Below are 16,617 nucleotides of genomic sequence, written 5' to 3' on the forward strand. Positions count from 1 at the left end.
AGCGGTCGTATGCGCCGGCTCGGCGGCCGGGGGTGGTCATCAGAGATGTCCGCGTGCTTGCGAGGCGCACAGCCCGCCGGGTCCGTTGGTGCGCGGCGGAACAGGCTGTCGATGGCCTACGCAAGCTCCCCGGATTCGGTACGGGGGCGGGCGATGGCCCGCTCGAACCGGTCGCGCGCCTGAACGAGGTCTTCCGTCGCGGCCTGGGGCCAGCCCAACCGGTTCCGGATCTCGGCCTTCAGCCTGGTGCCGGGCCGTTCGCCGACCGCCGCGAGTGCCTGGAAGTGCAATCGAGCCGCCCCGGCCAGATTGCCCAGGTGCTCCTCGGCGGTGGCGAGTCTGCCGAGGACCGCGGCGAAGAGCGGGATGTCCCCCACGCGCTCGGCGAGTCCGGCGGCCCTGCTCAGCGTGTCGGCGGCCTCCGCGTAGTGTCCGCGGTCGAGCTGGAGCGCGCCCATGCGAAAGAGCGTCTTGCTCAGGATCCTGGGTCTGCCGATCCTCTCGGCGAGACCGACCGACGCCGCGTAGCATTCCTGCGCCTTGTCATGCTGTCCCACCTGATGGTGGATGGCTCCGACGTTGGCCAGGTACATCACCGCCAGCCAGTCGTCCTCCGCTCCCTGGGCGAGGTCCGCGGACCGGGCCAGGAGCGCGGCGGCCTCGGCCGGTTCCCCTGCCGCGTTCGCGAAGATCCCGAGTGAACCCAGAGCCCGGGCCTGTTCGATGACATCCCCGGTCCGGCGGCTGATCCGAAGGGCATCCCCCAGCCAGCGGCGCGCCTGCTCGTACTGGCCCTGCAGCCCGTAGGCGATGCCCATGCAGGTGCGTAGTTCGGACACCATTCGCTGGTCGGTGACCTGCTCCGTGAGGGGCAGCACGATCTCGATGGCGGCCCGGCACTCGTGGTACCGGCCGTGCCGGGTGAGGTAGTCACACAGTCCCTCGGCGAGCCAACCGGCGTCGTTCACGTGACCCACGGCCGCCGCATGGGCGACCACGTCGACCAGTTCGCCGCCCACCGCGTCGAGCCACGCCGCCGCCTCCTCCCAGTCGGCGAAGGGCGCGGTGCCCGCCCGCGGGCCGGTCGGGAAGGCGAAGGGGCCCCAGTCGCTCGCGCAGCGGGCGGCGACCACGTAGAGCCGGAACACCCTGGTCCGGGCCGCCGCGACTTCCGCGGGGTACGCGGCGGCGACGCGCCGGGCGTAGACCGCGACCAGGTCGTGCAGGCGGTAGCGGCCCGTGACACCATGCTGGACGAGACTCGCCTCGACCAGGCTCTCCAGGACACGCTCGGCGTCGGAAGGTGTGAGGTCGAGCATGGCGGCCAGTGTCAGCCGGTCGAACTCCACGGTCGGCGAGAGGCCCAGCACACGGAACGCCTGGCGTTCTGCGTCCGGAAGCTGATCGTAGGAGACCCGGAAGGCCGCCTCCACGCTGCGGTCCTCGACCGAGAGTTCGCCGAGGCGGTGCTCGTCGTCAGCCAGCCGGATCGCCATGCGCTCCAGCGCCCACAGCGGACGGCTCTGCATCCGAGCCCCGACGACACGCAGGGCCAGCGGCAGCCGGTCGCAGAGGCGGGCCAGCTCGCGCACCGCCGCGCGCTCCCGGGCGGAGTCCGTGCCGCCGACGGCGCGCGTCAGCAGGGCCACGGCCTCGTCCATGTCCAGCGGCGCCAGCGAGACTCTTCGGTCGGCGTCCAGCGCGGTCAGCCGCTGACGGCTGGTCAGCAGTACGAGGCTGCCGGGACCGGCGGGCAGCAGGGGGCGTACCTGTTGTGCAGCGCATGCGTCATCGACCACCAGGATCAGCCGGAGGTCGGCGGTCGCCGCTCTCCATGACGCTGCCAGGCCGTCGAGGTCCTCGGCTGAGTCGTCGTCGCCTTCTGTGATGTCGCCGACCGCCCGCAGCAATCGGCGCAGCACGCGCTGCGGGACCGCTGCTTCCCGCTCCTGACGGTGACCGTGGAGGTCCACGAACAGGCAGCCGTCCGGGAAACGGTCCCGCATGGCGCGGGCCGCGCGTACTACGAGCGCGGTCTTGCCGACCCCGGCCATGCCGTCCACCGCGCGGACCGTCACCGCCTGCTCATCGGTCGGCGCAAGGAGCACGTCCAGTTCGTGGTTCCGCCCTGTGAAGCCGCTGACATCGACCGGCAGTTCGTGACCCACTTGGCCCACACGACCCACGTGTCCCACTCTGCCCACGCGTCGGAGCAGGTGAGCGGCTGCGGGCCGCTCGTCCGTCGATCGACGTGTCCGTGGTGGCGCGCCGACGAGGAAGGTTTCATCAGCGCGCAGCACCGCCTCGTGCACCCGCCGCAGTTCACCGCCTGGCTCCGCTCCCTGCTCCTGCACCAGACGACGGCGCACCTTGGCGAAGACAGACAGCGCATCGGCTTGCCGGTTGCCGGCATAGAGGGCACGCATCAGCAGGGCGGCCAAGGACTCGTTGTGCGGATGGGTTTCGGACAGAGCGAACAGCTCTCCGACGACCTCGGCGTGCCGGCCAAGCCGCAGTTGGCACTCCGCCTTGTCCTGCACCAACGTGAGCCTGTGTTCCGACAGCCGAAGACGCTCTGCCTCCGCGAACGGTCCTGGAATCGCGGTCAGGGGATCGCCGTGGAACAACTCCAGAGCGGCGGACCACGCGCTCACCGCACCGGCCAGGTCACCCGAATCACGCGCGGCGTGGGCCTCGGCGACGATCTCCCTCAGCCGGGCCACGTCCGTCGAGACGTTTCGCGGGTCGAAGCGGTAGCCACCCCGGTCGGTCACGATCAGGGACCCGGAGGGCTCCCCCTTCTCAGGGCCCAGACGTCTGCGCAGCTGGTGCACGTAGACCGGAATCACCTTGGCACCGGTGCCCGGCGGCTCCGGTCCCCATACTCCGTCGAGCAGCTGCTGACGGCTGACGGTCGTGCCCGGCCGCAGTAACAGCGCCGTCAGCAGAGCCTGTTGACGAACCGGACCGAGGTCGAGTTGCACGTCACCGCGCCAGGCCTGGAGCGGCCCGAGCACAGCGAACCGCAGCCGGCTGCCGCCCGTCGGTAACTCCCCCTTCGATGGCACGCTGGGGAGTATAGGTCCCGCCTCTCCCCCGAGAACATGGACTTCGCGCAGACGGTGGGCTTGCGGTCCGTTCGGCTGCGCGGGCGCGTCGCGCGGTGGCCGGCCTCCGGGCGCGGGACCACTCCCGGCAGCGGGATCAGGGGCTTCGTGAACTCCCACAGCCCATTCTGAACAATCCAACTTCACGTGCTGCCCTGCGCGATGACCAGACCAGCGTCGCCTCACCCTCAGAACACGGTCGCGCAGGCCATCTCGTCGGGCCTTCGAAGGTTCGGAAACGCGCTGGCCGGGCAGGTACGGCAACGGTTGAATGACGCCATGGAGAACACCTGCACACCGGTCCATCAAGCGGTGAAAGACGGGGACGCGCAGACCTTGGCTCAGCTGCTGGCCGAGGGAGTCGACCCCGATGAGGTCTGCCACAACATGACGCTCCTGACACACTCCATCGACGCGGAAGGGGACGGCGCCCTGCAAAGCGGCAGCCCGCTGACCGTGCATACGACCGCAGTGCTGCTGGCCTTCGGGGCCGACCCGAAACTCCCGGATCCGGACGGGCAAACGCCCATGGACCTCGCCCTTCACTACGGTCATGACCTGGCAGTCAAGCTGTTGCGGCGGCACATCGGCGGGTGAGGCGACGCGGGCAGGAGAGCTGTCCATTGCCTCGGGGCGATCTGGTGCCGTACGCCGCCTGCTTACGGCCACCGCCGCGGGCGGGCGTAGGTGTGGTCCTTCGTCTCTCGGACCGAGCCGCGCGGCGCCTGGTGTTCTGCCGGCGGACGGGACCGGTGAACAGAGATATTGGTGGGGTCCGCGGTACAACCATCGGTAGCCGTGGGGAGTCTGGTCTTTGCTGCGCATCGCGTGATCATGCGGGTAACCCGCTGGACATGGGGATGCGGGCCATCATTCCGATTCGCGGACGCTGTCGTGCGTCTGCAGTGAGACAGGGGCTTTCGTGCGTCACTCAGTCCGTTTCGCCGTGGCGGTGGCCCTAGCGGCTTGCCTGACCGGCAGTCTGATGGCCGTCTCCGCCGACCAGGCGGTCGCCGCCGGATCCAAACTGGCCGACGACTTCAACGGCGACGGATACCGCGACCTGGCCGTCGGCATGCCCGGAAAGACGATCAGCGGCAAGAAAGGCGCCGGTGCCGTTCTCGTCACCTTCGGCTCCGCCCGCGGCCTGACCGGCAAGCACGTGTACATCACCCAGGACTCCTCCGGCATCCCGGGCACGGCCGGGTACCAGGACTTCTTCGGCAGCAGCCTCGCCAGCGGCGACCTGGACGGCGACGGGTACGCCGACCTGCTGGTCGGCGGCGAAGGAGACACCACCGCCGGCACTTCGCTCAACGGCTCCGTGACTGTGCTGTGGGGCGGCAGCTCACCGTTGCGCAGCGGCCTCGCCCTGCCCTCCGGACCGTCCTACCCGTCCCGCACGTTCGGTGCCGACATCGCCGTCGGCGACTTCACCGGCAACTCCGCCCCGGACATCGCCGTCAGCGGAGGGACCTCTCTGCGGCTGTATTCCGGGACGTTCACCCGCACCAAGGCCCCCGCCGGGCATGAGGTGACCGGCCCTGACTCCACGAGCAGCGGGCACCTCGCAGCCGGCGACTTCACCGGCGACGGCAAGGACGAACTGGCCGTCGTGCAGCAGAAGACCGCCCTCGTCTACGGCCAGGACCCGGGCACCACCGGCCCCGACTCCTTCGCCGCCCAGGCACGGCTCACCGGCGGCGGGAACCGCGTGGTGGCCGGAGACCTCAACGGCGACGGCCGCGACGACCTCGCCATCGCCCTGTCCAACTCCCGCCTGTACCCGAACGGCCTTGCCGATCCAAGCCACGGCGCCGGCTACGTCACCGTCCGCTACGGCGACCCCGACATCACCGGCGGCCTCGCCCCCACGGGCCACGTCTACCACCAGAACACCGGCGGCATCCCCGGCTCCAACGAGAAGGAGGACGAGTTCGGCGCCGCAATGTCCATCGGCGACATCAACGGCGACCACCGCGCCGAACTGGCCATCGGCATCCCCTACGAAACCCTCGGCCGAGCCGAGCGCGGAGGGGACGTGCTCGTGCTGCGCGGCGGTGCCCGCGGGCTGACCACCACCGGCGCGGCGCGGTACTCACAGGACATCCCCGGTGTCCCCGGCAGCGCCGAGAACAATGACGTCTTCGGCTCCCAGGTCCGCCTCGCCGACTACAACCGCGACGGCAAGGCAGACCTCGCCGTCTCCGCCCCCTACGAAGACCGCGGCAACGGTGCCCTCTGGCAGCTACGGGGCTCCGGCAGCGGCCTGAGCACCAGCAGCGCCAGCGTCTTCGGTCCCAGGGAATACGGCGTCTCCTCCGGCTCGGGCATCGGTGAGACCCTCCTCGGCTGAAGCCCGGACCGCTTCCGGTAGTCGGTGTGGCGCCCTGGATGAGGTGAGGGGGGCGGCCCGCGACCGGGGCACACCGTAACGGACCGCCCCCGGCCCCGCTGTCCTGTCGTAACAGGGCGCTATGACGGTAGATGCCGGCGTGTGGCGGCGTTGCCCGGCCCGGCGGCATGGCGGACGGTGTTGCCGCAGGTCCAGACCCGGCGGGCTGCTGCACCGCTCAGTGGACACCCTCGGTCAGCAGCAACGGGGCGCGGACAGTGCGCGAACTCGGCGGAAGACAGGGCCTCGTACTTGTCTTTGAGGTGGCTGGATCCCTCCCAGACTCGGTGCTGGACCGAGACCACCCGCTGGCATCTGCTGCACGGGCGTTGGCCCCGGGGCCGGACCATCCGCTCGGGCGCTGATCTGTGGGTTGTGTGGTTGCGGTGAACCCGGCGGGTTGGGCGATGATGCAGAGGTGAGTGATGAAACGAATGGGGTGGCAGAGGCGATCAGGGGCGAGCTGCGGCTCATGGATCCCCGTGTGCGAACCTCGCGGGCGGAGGCCAGACAGCTGCTGGACCCGGAGTTCGTGGAGGTCGGCGCCTCGGGCCGGCGGTGGTCGTACGAGGCGATGCTGGCCGAGCTTCCGGACATGTCCGGAAGCTCGGAGGAGGGTCCTCGGTACGTTCCCTCAGGTATGACGGGTGTCGTGCTGGCTCCTGGTGTGGTGCACCTGACGTACGAGACCACGATCGGGGGACGGCGGGCGCGCCGCAGCTCGCTGTGGCGCAGATCGGACGAGGATGCGGGTTGGCGGATGTACTACCACCAGGCCACGCCCGTCCCGTCCCAGGGCGACTGACGGTGCGGGTCACCAGCGGCGACGGAGTTCGCATCGCCTTCGAGGTCATGGGCACCGGGCCGCCGTTGGTGCTGCTGCACGGTTTCTTCGGTGATCGTACGACGTGGCGGTCGGCTGGTCATGTCGACGCACTTGCCGGGGATCATCGCCTGGTTCTCGTCGACGCTCGTGGTCACGGCGGGAGTGACTCGCCCCATGACGTGGACAGCTACCGGATCGACCGTCAGGTCCGTGATGTCGTGGCCGTACTCGACGCACTCGACATCTCCCGGGCAGCGTTCTGGGGCGCGTCGATGGGCGGCATCATCGGCCTCAACCTGCTGGCTGAGCACCCCGAACGGCTGACCGCGCTGATTGCCGGCGGGGCACATGGTGGACATGTCGCAGCTGCTCCGGCGGAGATTCAGCAGGAAGTCGAACTGTTCCGTACCCGGGGAATGGCTCCCTTCATCGAGATGCTTGAACTTCAAGGACCGCTCCCGGCATGGATGCGCGAGGCGATGCAGGCAGCCGACCCGCATGCGCTGGCGGCACTGACTGCCGCCCTTGACGACCGTGACGGCGTTCTGGAAAGGCTCGTTCGCACCCCTGTACCGGTGCTTCTGCTCGCCGGCGACCGTGACCCCCGGCTGCGATCGATCCGGGACACCGCTGCTCGGGTCAGGGGCGCGACCTGCGTCGAACTGTCCGGCTGCGGGCACTTGGACACCTTCCTGCGCCTCGATCTCACCCTGCCGGTGGTGCGTCCGTTTCTTGCCGAGTACGCGGCTGGATGAACCGGACAGGGCTTCCCCGGCGGCTGGCCCGCTGAACGTCACCCCTGCCACCTTGACTGCATCCACCTCGTCCTGCTTCAACTCGCCTGCAGCCTCATCTGCTTACGGCGACTCCGAACCTGCCCTGTTCCGCGAGGGCACTGGCCGAACCTGATGCGGATGCCACGCACGGCCGACGCCTGTCAGGCGCTCCTCCGGTAGGTCATGAACCAGTGGGTGTCGAAGTAGCGGGCCATCGTGAACCGGTGGTCCGGGTCGACGAGGATGCGGCAGACGAACTCCGCGGCCTGGCAGTCGAAGGGGACGTCCTCGCCGTCGAAGGACCGGACCACGACGGGCCAACGGTCGGCGTCGTCGCCGTCGGCCCTCCAGCAGTACAGGTCCTCGTGCTCCGTGCCCGCCCAGATGAGCAGCCCGTCTTCCCTGAGGTCCGTCCACGGCTCCTGGTTCAGGTCCAGGTACCCATCGAAGGCGCCCACGCCGAACGTCTCGACCATGCGCTTGTAGTCACTCGGCAGCGGGGTGCCCAGACGCGACTCCACCTCCGCCCAGTGCACGTCCGGACGCTGGGCGGGCTGCGTCCAGCCGGTGATTCGTATGAGCCGCTCCAACCAGTCGACGTCCTCGTCCTCGTCCGGAGCGACCGCCGAAGGTTTCGGCACCTCCCTGCGAGCGACCACCAGAACCGGCCGCTCGACCCCTTCGGCGTCGCGCGCCGTACCCGTGCCGACCCACTGATCCCCGTACGCCCACGCCCGTATCTTCACGGCCCGGCCTTCGAAGGGGACGAGGAGAGCCCCGCCCTTGGAATCGTCGACCGTCGGATCGGTGAAACCGTCGAGGACGAGGGTGCGCGGGAGGCCGTACCTGTCAGCGAGCAGGTCGGTGACAGCCTGCGGATCCAGATCGCTGGGCAGGTACAGGCTGCCGCCCCCCGGGCTCAGCTGGTCCAGCAGTTCGTTGACGGTCGCTTGTGTGAGTTCCATGGCGGACAGTGAAGCGCACCGCACTGACAATGGTTCGTGGTCGGGTTTGCGCTCGTGTGGTGGCGGGTGACGCCGGCAGCCGGCTAGCGCGATGGGCCGTGTGGCGGATGGCTTTTCGGGTCGTTCTGATCAGCGTGGGGTGGAGTGACCTCTCTGAAGCGGAGTGGGTACTGCTGGAGGTACGCCTGCCGAAGAACACGGGACGGGTCTGGGGTGGGAAGAGCCGTCGCGTAGTCACCTACGGGGTCCTGTTCCGGCTCCGTTCAGGTGTTCCGCGGAGGGATCTTCCTGAGCGGTTCGGTCGGTGGAAGACGGTGCGCGACAGGCAGTTCAGTCACGATGCCGGAGCCCGCGGCACGACCGTGGTGACGGAATGCGAAGGACTGGCCTTCCTCCAGTGCGACGGGCTCTTCGAGTGCCACTGTCACGTCGGATCCGTGAAGCGGCCGGACCATGCCGATACCCTCGGGCAGTGTCACGGTGCCCCACACTGCGGCGGTGCGGACGTGGATGCGGAGGCGGTCGCCGGAGACAACCCCCGTGCTTCCCTGCTCCTCGGACAGCAGGGCGATGTGGGCACTGAAACCGATATGGGCGCTGACCGAGCCTGGCGTCGCGACCACCTGGCCCCGCTCGACGGCGTCCGCGGCAACGTCACGCAGCAGCACCCCCACGTTCATGTCCGCACTCGCCTCCCCGGTGGACATCTGATGCTGCTCGATGTCCGCGACGAGAGCGGTCGTGCTGCCACCCAAGCCGATGATCTCCACGGTGTCGCCCTTGTGCACCCGGCCGCGTTCGATCCGACCCGTCACCTTGACCACCCTGCCCTGTTGCAGGCAAAAGACGTCTTCGACGGGCAGCAGGAACGGCTTCTCAACTGCGCCGGCCACTGGCTGACCTGGAGATCGGCCCATGAGTGCGCATGCTCCCTTCGTTCACGGTTCTACGCGTGCTTCCTACGCATGCGGGAGTTCTTGCCATGAGCAGCAGATCCGCGCCTGGCCTTCAGACGATGACTCGGCCGCGCAGGATGATGCGGCGGGGCTGGGCCAGAGCGGAAGCGTCGAGGGTGGGGTCGGTGTCATAGGCGACGACGTCGGCGGGGGCTCCGTCGACCAGGCCGGGCAGGCCGAGGTAGGCGCGGGCCGACCACGAGGCCGCGCCCAGCGCCGCGTCGGGCGACAGGCCCGCGCGGATCAGCCATTCGATCTCCGAGGTGACCGTGCCGCACGGGAAGCTGTCGGTGCCGGCCAGGATGGTGACCCCCGCTTCGTGCGCGGCCCTCACGTTCGGCAGCATCGCGTCCCATCCGGCCAGCCACCAGTCACGGCGGGCGCTCGGTTCGGCGGCCCGTCGTCGGTCGGCTCCGGAGCCGAAGACACTGAGCGTGGGGACAAACGCGGTGCCTTGGCTCGCCATCCGGTCGATCAGGCTCGGGTCCAAGTGCATGCCGTGCTCAAGGCTGTCGACGCCGGCCAGGACGGCGTTGCGGCTGCCCTCGCTGGTCTGGCAGTGAGCGGCCACCCGGCCGCCCATCGCGTGTACGGCCTGGACGACAGCCGTGAGGACTTCCAGCGGCAGTGCGGGCTCATCGTGCCTCCAGTCCGCGATGACCTTGCACCATCCGGAGGACGCCGTGGCTTCCTCCACGGCTGCACGGACCAGGTCGGCCTCGCTCACGTGCCTGCCGAAGCCGGGAAAGAAACGGCCCGGGGTGGCCAGCCAGCGTCCGGCAGAGCGAACGTGAGGCATCTCCGGATCTTCGTCCACCCAGTCGGGGATGCGGGCGGCGGACCCGGGCGTGCGCACCAGCAGCACTCCGGCGTCACGGTGATCGGTCAGGTGCCGCCGAAGCGTTGCGTCGCTGAACGGATCCTCGATGTCTTCGGTGCCGGGATGGGTGTGCGCATCGACCATGCCGGGCAGCAGCCAGCCGCCGTCGACGACGAGGTCAGCATCATCCGGGGCAGCCCCGGCCCTGAGCCGTTCACCGTCGATCCAGAAGGATCGTTCCTCCCGCTCGGGCAATACGACGCCGCGCACTTGCAGCACCACCGGTGGCCTCCCCCGCGAACTCGTATGCACCTCAGTCGATTTCACTGATCTTACGAGTCGCCGCAGCACGCGGGCTTCGGTGTCAGGCAGCAGACATGGGCTGACCGCCCTACGAGGAACTCCGCGCTCGTCCCTCGTCCCTCGACCCGGCGCGGACCAGGAGAACGAGATGAGGTGCGTTCACGGACCGGCACCGCTGCCGGGCGGATTCGAGTGTGGTCGGCGCTCCGCTGAGTCCGCAGCGCGGCGTTCACCGTCCAGGTGAGACATGGCGAGGGCGTGTTCCTCGGGGTGGCGGGCGAGCCGTGCCATCACCCATGCGGTCCGGGCGTCCATCCCCTCGCCGAAGTCGCCGGCCAGGCGCCGCGCCTGCCACGTCGTACGAGGGGCGAGCACCCACCGGACCAGCGGGAACCGGACCAGCGGGAACCGGGCCCGGACAGTGCCGGCAGTCGTCCGGTCTGCTCCGTCAGTCGAGTCCTCGGGATCGCGGTCATGGGTGTTCGGGTCGGCCACGACGTGGAGTCTGGCGACGGGCACACCGTCCTGGCAGCGCCTGGCCAGAGATCACCGAAGCGGGTGTCGGCATCGCAGCCGTTGCCGATAGCTGGCCGTGGGCGGCTTCAGGGGAAGGCCGTCGGCTTACGAGGCGGAGGGACGGCGCGGAGCAGCTCCCACAGGGGGCGGGAGCCGGATGACCAGACTCCGAGCGTGTGGCGGTCGACCACGTGGAGGCGCTGCTGCTTGGCGAAGTCGACGGCGGGTGCGGTGACCCTTCCGTTGGTCACGATGACCGCGACGTCGGCGCCGTGGACCTGGCGGGCCGTGCCGTTGAGGACCTGGAGGTCCGGCGTCCCCACGGCGGAGCCGGCGAGGCCGTTGCGCCGGTGTTTGCACTGGATCACCCAGCGCCGCCCGTAGGGGTCGGTGGCTTTCACGTCGGCGCCCAAGTCCCCGCCACCCCCGACACGGGCCGCGTCCTGGCAACCGTCGCGACGCATCAGGTCGCGCACCGCGTCTTCGAACAGCGAGTGGTGGAGTGCGTCGAGCTGGGACAGGCCGTAGCGCACGCTCTGCGCGCGCACCGCTTCCCACCGCTTCTCCTGCTGCCTGTGGTACAGCAGACCGCCGCCGGCCAACGCCGCGAGCACGCCGACAACGGCCAATATCCACCAGTGGGCCAGCAGCCAGTTGACCACGGCCGCCACCAGGGCGACGGCGACAACAGCGCCCACCAGGAGGCCCGTCAACCGGTCGTCCGTGCGCTGCCGCCGTCCGCCCGGCCTGCGCGTGCGCCGCCGTACCGGCGGCCGCCTGGTCCGTGCCGCCCGGCCCTTGCGCGCGCGGGCGCTCACCGGCTGGCCTGCGTGACGCCGCTCGCGAGCTGTCCCACGATGTTCAGGATTCCCTGGCCCGCCGGGGTGGGTGCGATCACTACACCCAGCGCCAGGACGATGACGACGGTCAGCCTTTCGTCGAAGCGGCTGCGGGCCTCCGTACGCCGTCGCAGCCGCCAGACGACGATGACTGCGAGCAGCACCGCCACGTTGATGGTCAGCAACTGTCCAGACCTCCCCCACCGACCGGCCACCCTCCGTCGGGACGGCAGAACTCCGCCCCGGCCTTCTTGTGTAGCGGCGCCTCAGTGATGGCGGAGGCGGGTTGCCGACGAATGGCACAAAGCCGCCGGACCTGGCCGGATACCGCGCTGCGGGCCGGTCGTGGACGTGCACGGGACGTGCGGGTCTTCGGGAGCACCGCCGCCGTGTTCGCTTGCACTGCCCACTTCGCGGGTCCGGACCTTCCGTTCGTCCCTGGCGCCGGCAGCAGAGATCGGCCCAGACGGCACACCGCCGAGCGCAGGAAAGGCAGAAGGGGGCCAGGCTGTGCATACGGGAGGAGCGCAGCAGATCAGGAGTCTGGCTCAGGTGCGCGAGGCCGACCCTCATGCGCAGGGACTGCTCTGGCGGCTGCGGCGCGCTCGCCCTCTCGCTGGTGGTGCTTGACGGGGTACCGGTGGTGGCTGACACGAGTTCGAGCGCCAACCACTGATCGGAGCGGCCGTTCTGCATCCGTCTGAAGGGCCGTGACGGGCTGGCACTCGGTGACGGGGTTCTGGGTGAACCCTTGAGGAACCTGAAGACAAGACGGGCACGGTGCGGCTGCTACTTGACGGCAGGCAAAGCGACCCACGCATGCAACATGACCGGAGGCGCTTCTCGTATGGGACCAGCGGTTCGATCCGCGCCCCCGGGGCTTCCGTGATCAGCCAGGGCGGCCCCACCCCCTTCTTTGCAGTGGTCAACGAGGCAGCAGGGGAGAACATTCGGCCGCGGCACTTGTGTCAGCTCACGTGTCGACAACGCGCGCGTCTTCGTTCCCCGTGTCGTCAGAGGCTCGCGCGGCTTTGTCTCAGCACCTCGATGCCGGCCTGGTCCGTCTCCTCGGGTGTTCCGCCGAGGCGGTGGACCACGACCCAGCCACCGTCGTCCATCGCTCCGGCGAACAGCGAGGCGTCGCGCGTCGCGCCGTTGTGCCAACGCAGGGAGCCCGCCGTCTGCCAGGACGGTGCGGGGTCCCCCAACCTGCGTTCCACCAGCAGCCGTACGACGAGTTGGGCGACCGCACGAGGGGTGGCCCACAAGCCCCCAGCGGGGAGGATCGCACCGTGCATCGTCCAGGGCCGACGAACCCTTCCGAAGCGGCCTCGGGCCAGTAGACGCCGGCCTGGGTCCGGGGTTGCGGTCACTTCTGTCATGTCCAGCGGACGCAGGACGTACTCGGTGACCAACTCCTCGTAGGTGGCGCCGGCCGCAGCCGTCAGGGCTTCGCCGAGAATGGCGTAACCCAGGTTGGAGTACTCCTCACGCCGGCCCGGTGGGTGGGTGGCGACGGCGTCGAGCCGGTTCAGCAGCTGGTGCAGAGTACGACGGTCGAACGCCGCGTACGGGTCGCGACGTGAGAGGCGAGGTGGCAGACGTGGAAGGCCGGACGTGTGCTGTGCCAGATGGAGGAGCGTGATCCCAGAGCCGCGAGCCGCCGGAAGCCACCGCTCGAGGGGGTCGTCGAGCGCGAGCGTCCCGGTCTCGGCCATGCAGGTCAGCGCGGTGCCGGTGATGACCTTGGTGAACGAGCCTATTTCGACAAACCGGGCCACGGCATGCCCGTCACTGACTGCCGGTGGAGCGGCGTTGCTCAAGACGCAGGTGGGGATACGACGCACGGGGGCCCTTCTCATGTGTACCGGCTGACAACTCGGGCGAGGTGGCACGGCACACGCAGCCGTGCTTCCCCACACGTGATGACGATTACGCGACACCCAGCGGTTCATCGCACGGGCACCGGTCCGCATCGCGGGGAGAGCGATCGGAACAGGTCGGCTGCACCGGGCGGTGTTCGCGGGACGTGGCGACCGGGTGGGGCGGCGCGAGCCCGTACGTCCCGTGGACGCAGACGCCGGCTTCGCTCATCTTCGGCAAGGGCTGAGCGTCATACCGACGGCCCGGTGAGTTTGGCGGCCACGGCGTCGAGGACCCAGTCGAGGCCGGTCGCGAAGGATGTCTCGGCGTCCACGTCCGTGCCGTCGTACACGGCCTTGGCCAGCGCCGGGAAGCGGCCCGTGGCCAGCATTCTCGTCACGTGCGGGCCGGAGGCGCGCTGCCAGTCGCGCTTGGCCAGGCCCGTGGCGCGCTCGGCCCGCAGGTTCGCGATCTCGCGCCTGATCGCGCCGGTGAAATAGGCGCTGACCGTCTCCACGGCGCGCATGACGGTGTCGATGTCGGCGAGGCCGTCGAGGGCGGCGAGCGTGGCCTCGGTCACGGCGAGGCCGTTGGGACCCAGAGTCGGGCGGCCGCCCAGCAGGTCGGCCAGCCATTCGTGACGGAGAGCGGTCCGCCTGGTGCGGTGGGCGAGGCTGCTCAGCGCCTCGCGCCAGTCACCGGGCTGCTCCTCGGGGAGAATCTCGGCCTGGACCTCGTCCATCATGAGGTCGAACAGCTCCTGCTTGGTGGAGATGTACCCGTACAGCCGCATCGGGCCGGCGTTCAGCCGGGCGGCGACCTTGCGCAACGACACCGCTTCCAGCCCGCCCTCGTCGGCCAGGGCGATGGCGGTGGCGACGATCCGTTCCCGGTCGAGCGGTACGGGGCGAGTCGGCGGCTCCGGCCGGTCCCAGACAGTCATGGTCATACCGTTCTGTTGCGATGCATCGTATTGCGGAAATACAGTGTATCGACATGAGACATCGTATCGCCGTGGTCGGGTGCGGTCCTGCCGGCCTTGCCTTCGCCCGTGTCCTGCACCGCCATGGCTACCCGGTCACCGTCTTCGAACGCGATCCCTCCCCCGACGCCCGGCCCCCGGGCGGCACGCTGGATCTGCATGAAGGGCTGGGCCAGCTCGCGCTCGACAAGGCGGGGCTGCTGGCGGAGTTCCAGGCGCTGTCCCGCCCCGAGGGGCAAGCCATGCGCATCCTGGACACGGACGGGACCGTCCTGCGTGACTGGCGCCCCCGTCCGGATGACCGAGCGAATCCCGAGATCGACCGCGGGCAACTCCGTGACCTGCTGCTCGGCCCCCTCGACGTCCAGTGGGGGCGGGGCGTGACGCAGGTGGTGCCGGGGACCCGGGATGGCGTACTGGTCCAGTTCGCGGACGGGCGACAGGAGACGTTCGACCTCGTGGTCGGCGCGGACGGCGCCCGGTCCCGGGTCCGCCCGGCGGTCTCGTCGGTGACGCCGCACTACACCGGCGTCACCTCGGTCGAGACCTCCCTCGACGACGTCGACGCCCGTCACCCCGGCCTCGCCCGGTTGATCGGCGACGGCGCCTTGGGCGTGTACGGCGTGAACCGAGCCCTCGTCGCCCAGCGCAACAGCGGCGGCCACGTCAAGGTGTACGCGCAGTTCCGTGCGCCGCTGGACTGGCACAGGCACCTGGACCTGGCCGACGTCGAGGCCGTGCGGTCGAGTTTGCTGGCTCTGTTCGACGGCTGGGCCGCTCCCGTCCTCGACCTCCTCCGTCACGGCACCTCGTTCGTCCACCGCCCCCTCTACGTGCTGCCCGTGTCCCACACCTGGGCCCACGTCCCCGGGGTGACGCTGCTGGGCGACGCCGCCCATCTGATGCCACCCTTGGGGGCGGGCGCCAACCTCGCGATGCTGGAGGGCGCCGAACTCGCCGAGGTCGTCGCCTCGGGCCCTGAAGATCTGGACGAGGCCGTTCGCGCCTTCGAGGTGCAGATGTGGGAACGGGCCGGCAGGTGGGCGAAGATGACGACGGCCGGTCTGGACCGGCTCGTGAGCCCGGACCCCGCCGAAGCCCTCGCCCTCTTCGACGAAGTCCAGCCATCCTGACCTCCAGGCGTAAGAGCATCCGCACCGCACCAGCGGGCGCGCTCCTACTGCTGGAGTTCCCGGACCTCTGCTACCACACAGCTGACGTTGTCGGGGCCGCCCAAGTCGTTGGCGAGGGCGATGAGTTCGCGGACGGCCTGCTCGGGTTCGCTGATCTCGGAGAGCACGCGGTGGATGTCCGGTGTCGGCACGACGGCCGACAGGCCGTCGGAGCAGAGCAGATATCGGTCTTGTCCCCGGGCGTCGTGGAGACGCATGTCGGGGGTGGCGTCGGCCCCTGGGCCCAGAGCCTTGAACAGCAGCGACCGTTGGGGGTGGGAGGCGGCTTCGTCCGGGCTGAGGCGTCCTTCGTCGACCATCGACTGGACCATGGTGTGGTCGTGGGTGATCTGGAACAGTTCTCCGCCGCGCAGGAGATAGCCGCGGGAGTCGCCGATGTGGACGAGGGCCAGCTGTGATCCCGTCCAGAGCATCGCTGTGAGTGTCGTGCCGGTGCCTTCGGATGGAGAGCCGTTGCCAGCGACGTCGTGTACGGCCTGCCGGGCCTGTTCGACGGCGTCTTCGAGGGCGTTGAGGAGATCGCCGGCTGGGATGCCGTCGGTTTCGAGGTGCTTGAGGGCGTTGATGGCGGCTGCGCCGGCAGGGGCTCCCCGGCTTCCGCAGCCGTCGGCGACGGCGAGCAGCCGGTCTCCGGCGTAGGCGGTGTCCTGGTTGCTTCCGCGGACGAGACCCGTGTCGGAAAGAGCGGCGTAGCGGATCTCCAGGGACTTCGTGGTCCGGGACAAGGCAGGGTCCTTCCGTGACAGGTGGTCGATGAGGAAGCCGGCCAGGTCCCGCCGCGTGGCGGTGTCGGCCTCGACCTGCGCCCAGAACGCGCGGACCTCTTGAGCCGCCGCGCCCGCATCCGACGCACAGACGTGCTGGATGCGGGCCAGCGGCATTCCCAGGCGCCGGAGCCAGGCGACGAGTCGCGCTCGGTCCACCTGGTCCGGTGCATAGAGGCGGTAGCCGGTCACCGGGTCGACGCGTGCAGGGGTCAGCAGGCCGAGTTCGTCGTAGAGACGCAGCGCCTTCGGTGACAGCCGGGACGCCTTCGCGAACGCCCCGATGGTCAGCAACCCCATGCCCGCTCCTCC

The 16,617-nt window shown here is 69.7% G+C and carries 15 protein-coding genes and 1 pseudogene; 6 read left to right on the forward strand and 10 right to left on the reverse strand.

Annotation, left to right across the window (positions count from 1 at the left end; genetic code table 11):
• Positions 1 to 116: 116 nt before the first annotated feature.
• The gene (locus JK359_RS16930; RefSeq protein ID WP_201836353.1) at positions 117 to 3,068 is read right to left on the reverse strand and encodes an AfsR/SARP family transcriptional regulator; all 2,952 of its coding nucleotides are present in this window, start codon (positions 3,066 to 3,068) and stop codon (positions 117 to 119) included.
• A 318-nt stretch (positions 3,069 to 3,386) separates the two neighbouring features.
• On the opposite strand from JK359_RS16930, the gene JK359_RS16935 reads away from it, so the two are divergent.
• The 4 genes from JK359_RS16935 to JK359_RS16950 all read left to right on the forward strand — a co-directional run bounded on the left by JK359_RS16935 (position 3,387) and on the right by JK359_RS16950 (position 7,083).
• Positions 3,387 to 3,704 carry an ankyrin repeat domain-containing protein gene (locus JK359_RS16935; RefSeq protein ID WP_201836355.1) on the forward strand — a complete coding sequence of 106 codons (318 nt, stop codon included), beginning with the start codon at positions 3,387 to 3,389 and terminating at the stop codon, positions 3,702 to 3,704.
• A 325-nt stretch (positions 3,705 to 4,029) separates the two neighbouring features.
• A complete protein-coding gene (locus JK359_RS16940) occupies positions 4,030 to 5,463 on the forward strand; it encodes an FG-GAP-like repeat-containing protein (protein WP_307788135.1) in 1,434 nt (477 codons plus the stop codon).
• 511 nt (positions 5,464 to 5,974) lie between these two features.
• Positions 5,975 to 6,307, forward strand: coding sequence for a nuclear transport factor 2 family protein (locus tag JK359_RS16945; protein ID WP_201836661.1), 333 nt, complete (start codon positions 5,975 to 5,977; stop codon positions 6,305 to 6,307).
• 2 nt (positions 6,308 to 6,309) lie between these two features.
• Positions 6,310 to 7,083 carry an alpha/beta fold hydrolase gene (locus JK359_RS16950; RefSeq protein WP_201836357.1) on the forward strand — a complete coding sequence of 258 codons (774 nt, stop codon included), beginning with the start codon at positions 6,310 to 6,312 and terminating at the stop codon, positions 7,081 to 7,083.
• 182 nt (positions 7,084 to 7,265) lie between these two features.
• On the opposite strand, the gene JK359_RS16955 is transcribed toward JK359_RS16950, so the two are convergent.
• Positions 7,266 to 8,069, reverse strand: coding sequence for an SMI1/KNR4 family protein (locus JK359_RS16955; RefSeq protein WP_201836359.1), 804 nt, complete (start codon positions 8,067 to 8,069; stop codon positions 7,266 to 7,268).
• A gap of 107 nt (positions 8,070 to 8,176) precedes the next feature.
• Here JK359_RS16955 and JK359_RS40400 point away from each other — a divergent pair.
• Positions 8,177 to 8,335, forward strand: a pseudogene (locus JK359_RS40400) (hypothetical protein); the annotation flags it as partial.
• Here JK359_RS40400 and JK359_RS16965 read toward each other — a convergent pair.
• The 7 genes from JK359_RS16965 to JK359_RS16995 form a co-directional block, all read right to left on the reverse strand.
• Positions 8,333 to 8,986 (reverse strand): EF-Tu C-terminal domain-related protein, encoded by a 654-nt coding sequence (locus JK359_RS16965; protein WP_236677967.1) that lies wholly within the window; start codon positions 8,984 to 8,986, stop codon positions 8,333 to 8,335. The pseudogene JK359_RS40400 and the gene JK359_RS16965 overlap by 3 nt on opposite strands.
• Positions 8,987 to 9,077: 91 nt before the next feature.
• Positions 9,078 to 10,196, reverse strand: coding sequence for an amidohydrolase family protein (locus JK359_RS16970; protein WP_307788137.1), 1,119 nt, complete (start codon positions 10,194 to 10,196; stop codon positions 9,078 to 9,080).
• A gap of 111 nt (positions 10,197 to 10,307) precedes the next feature.
• Complete coding sequence (locus tag JK359_RS16975) at positions 10,308 to 10,643, reverse strand: hypothetical protein (RefSeq protein WP_307788139.1); 336 nt, start codon at positions 10,641 to 10,643, stop codon at positions 10,308 to 10,310.
• A 107-nt stretch (positions 10,644 to 10,750) separates the two neighbouring features.
• Complete coding sequence (locus JK359_RS16980) at positions 10,751 to 11,482, reverse strand: restriction endonuclease (protein ID WP_201836363.1); 732 nt, start codon at positions 11,480 to 11,482, stop codon at positions 10,751 to 10,753.
• Entirely contained in the window at positions 11,479 to 11,688 is a 210-nt protein-coding gene (locus tag JK359_RS16985; protein ID WP_201836365.1) for a hypothetical protein, read from the reverse strand. Before JK359_RS16985 ends, JK359_RS16980 begins: the two co-directional genes overlap by 4 nt.
• Positions 11,689 to 12,516: 828 nt before the next feature.
• Positions 12,517 to 13,284 carry a serine hydrolase domain-containing protein gene (locus JK359_RS16990; protein WP_307788140.1) on the reverse strand — a complete coding sequence of 256 codons (768 nt, stop codon included), beginning with the start codon at positions 13,282 to 13,284 and terminating at the stop codon, positions 12,517 to 12,519.
• Between the two features lie 332 nt (positions 13,285 to 13,616).
• Complete coding sequence (locus JK359_RS16995) at positions 13,617 to 14,309, reverse strand: TetR/AcrR family transcriptional regulator (RefSeq protein ID WP_201836368.1); 693 nt, start codon at positions 14,307 to 14,309, stop codon at positions 13,617 to 13,619.
• 53 nt (positions 14,310 to 14,362) lie between these two features.
• On the opposite strand from JK359_RS16995, the gene JK359_RS17000 reads away from it, so the two are divergent.
• A complete protein-coding gene (locus tag JK359_RS17000; protein WP_201836370.1) occupies positions 14,363 to 15,481 on the forward strand; it encodes an FAD-dependent oxidoreductase in 1,119 nt (372 codons plus the stop codon).
• Positions 15,482 to 15,525: 44 nt separating this feature from the next.
• Here JK359_RS17000 and JK359_RS17005 read toward each other — a convergent pair whose 3' ends face one another.
• On the reverse strand, positions 15,526 to 16,605 hold the full coding sequence (locus JK359_RS17005; protein ID WP_201836373.1) for a MerR family transcriptional regulator: 1,080 nt from the start codon (positions 16,603 to 16,605) through the stop codon (positions 15,526 to 15,528).
• Positions 16,606 to 16,617: the final 12 nt, after the last annotated feature.

Source organism: Streptomyces actinomycinicus, assembly GCF_016741775.1.
Classification (GTDB): Bacteria; Actinomycetota; Actinomycetes; order Streptomycetales; family Streptomycetaceae; genus Streptomyces; species Streptomyces actinomycinicus.

Coding starts and splice junctions, on each gene's coding strand:
- JK359_RS17005 (WP_201836373.1), bottom strand. CDS start 16,605: ATGGGGTTGCTGACCATCGGGGCGTTCGCGAAGGCGTCCCGGCTGTCA.
- JK359_RS16995 (WP_201836368.1), bottom strand. CDS start 14,309: ATGACTGTCTGGGACCGGCCGGAGCCGCCGACTCGCCCCGTACCGCTC.
- JK359_RS16965 (WP_236677967.1), bottom strand. CDS start 8,986: ATGGGCCGATCTCCAGGTCAGCCAGTGGCCGGCGCAGTTGAGAAGCCG.
- JK359_RS16935 (WP_201836355.1), top strand. CDS start 3,387: ATGGAGAACACCTGCACACCGGTCCATCAAGCGGTGAAAGACGGGGAC.
- JK359_RS16945 (WP_201836661.1), top strand. CDS start 5,975: ATGGATCCCCGTGTGCGAACCTCGCGGGCGGAGGCCAGACAGCTGCTG.
- JK359_RS17000 (WP_201836370.1), top strand. CDS start 14,363: ATGAGACATCGTATCGCCGTGGTCGGGTGCGGTCCTGCCGGCCTTGCC.
- JK359_RS16955 (WP_201836359.1), bottom strand. CDS start 8,069: ATGGAACTCACACAAGCGACCGTCAACGAACTGCTGGACCAGCTGAGC.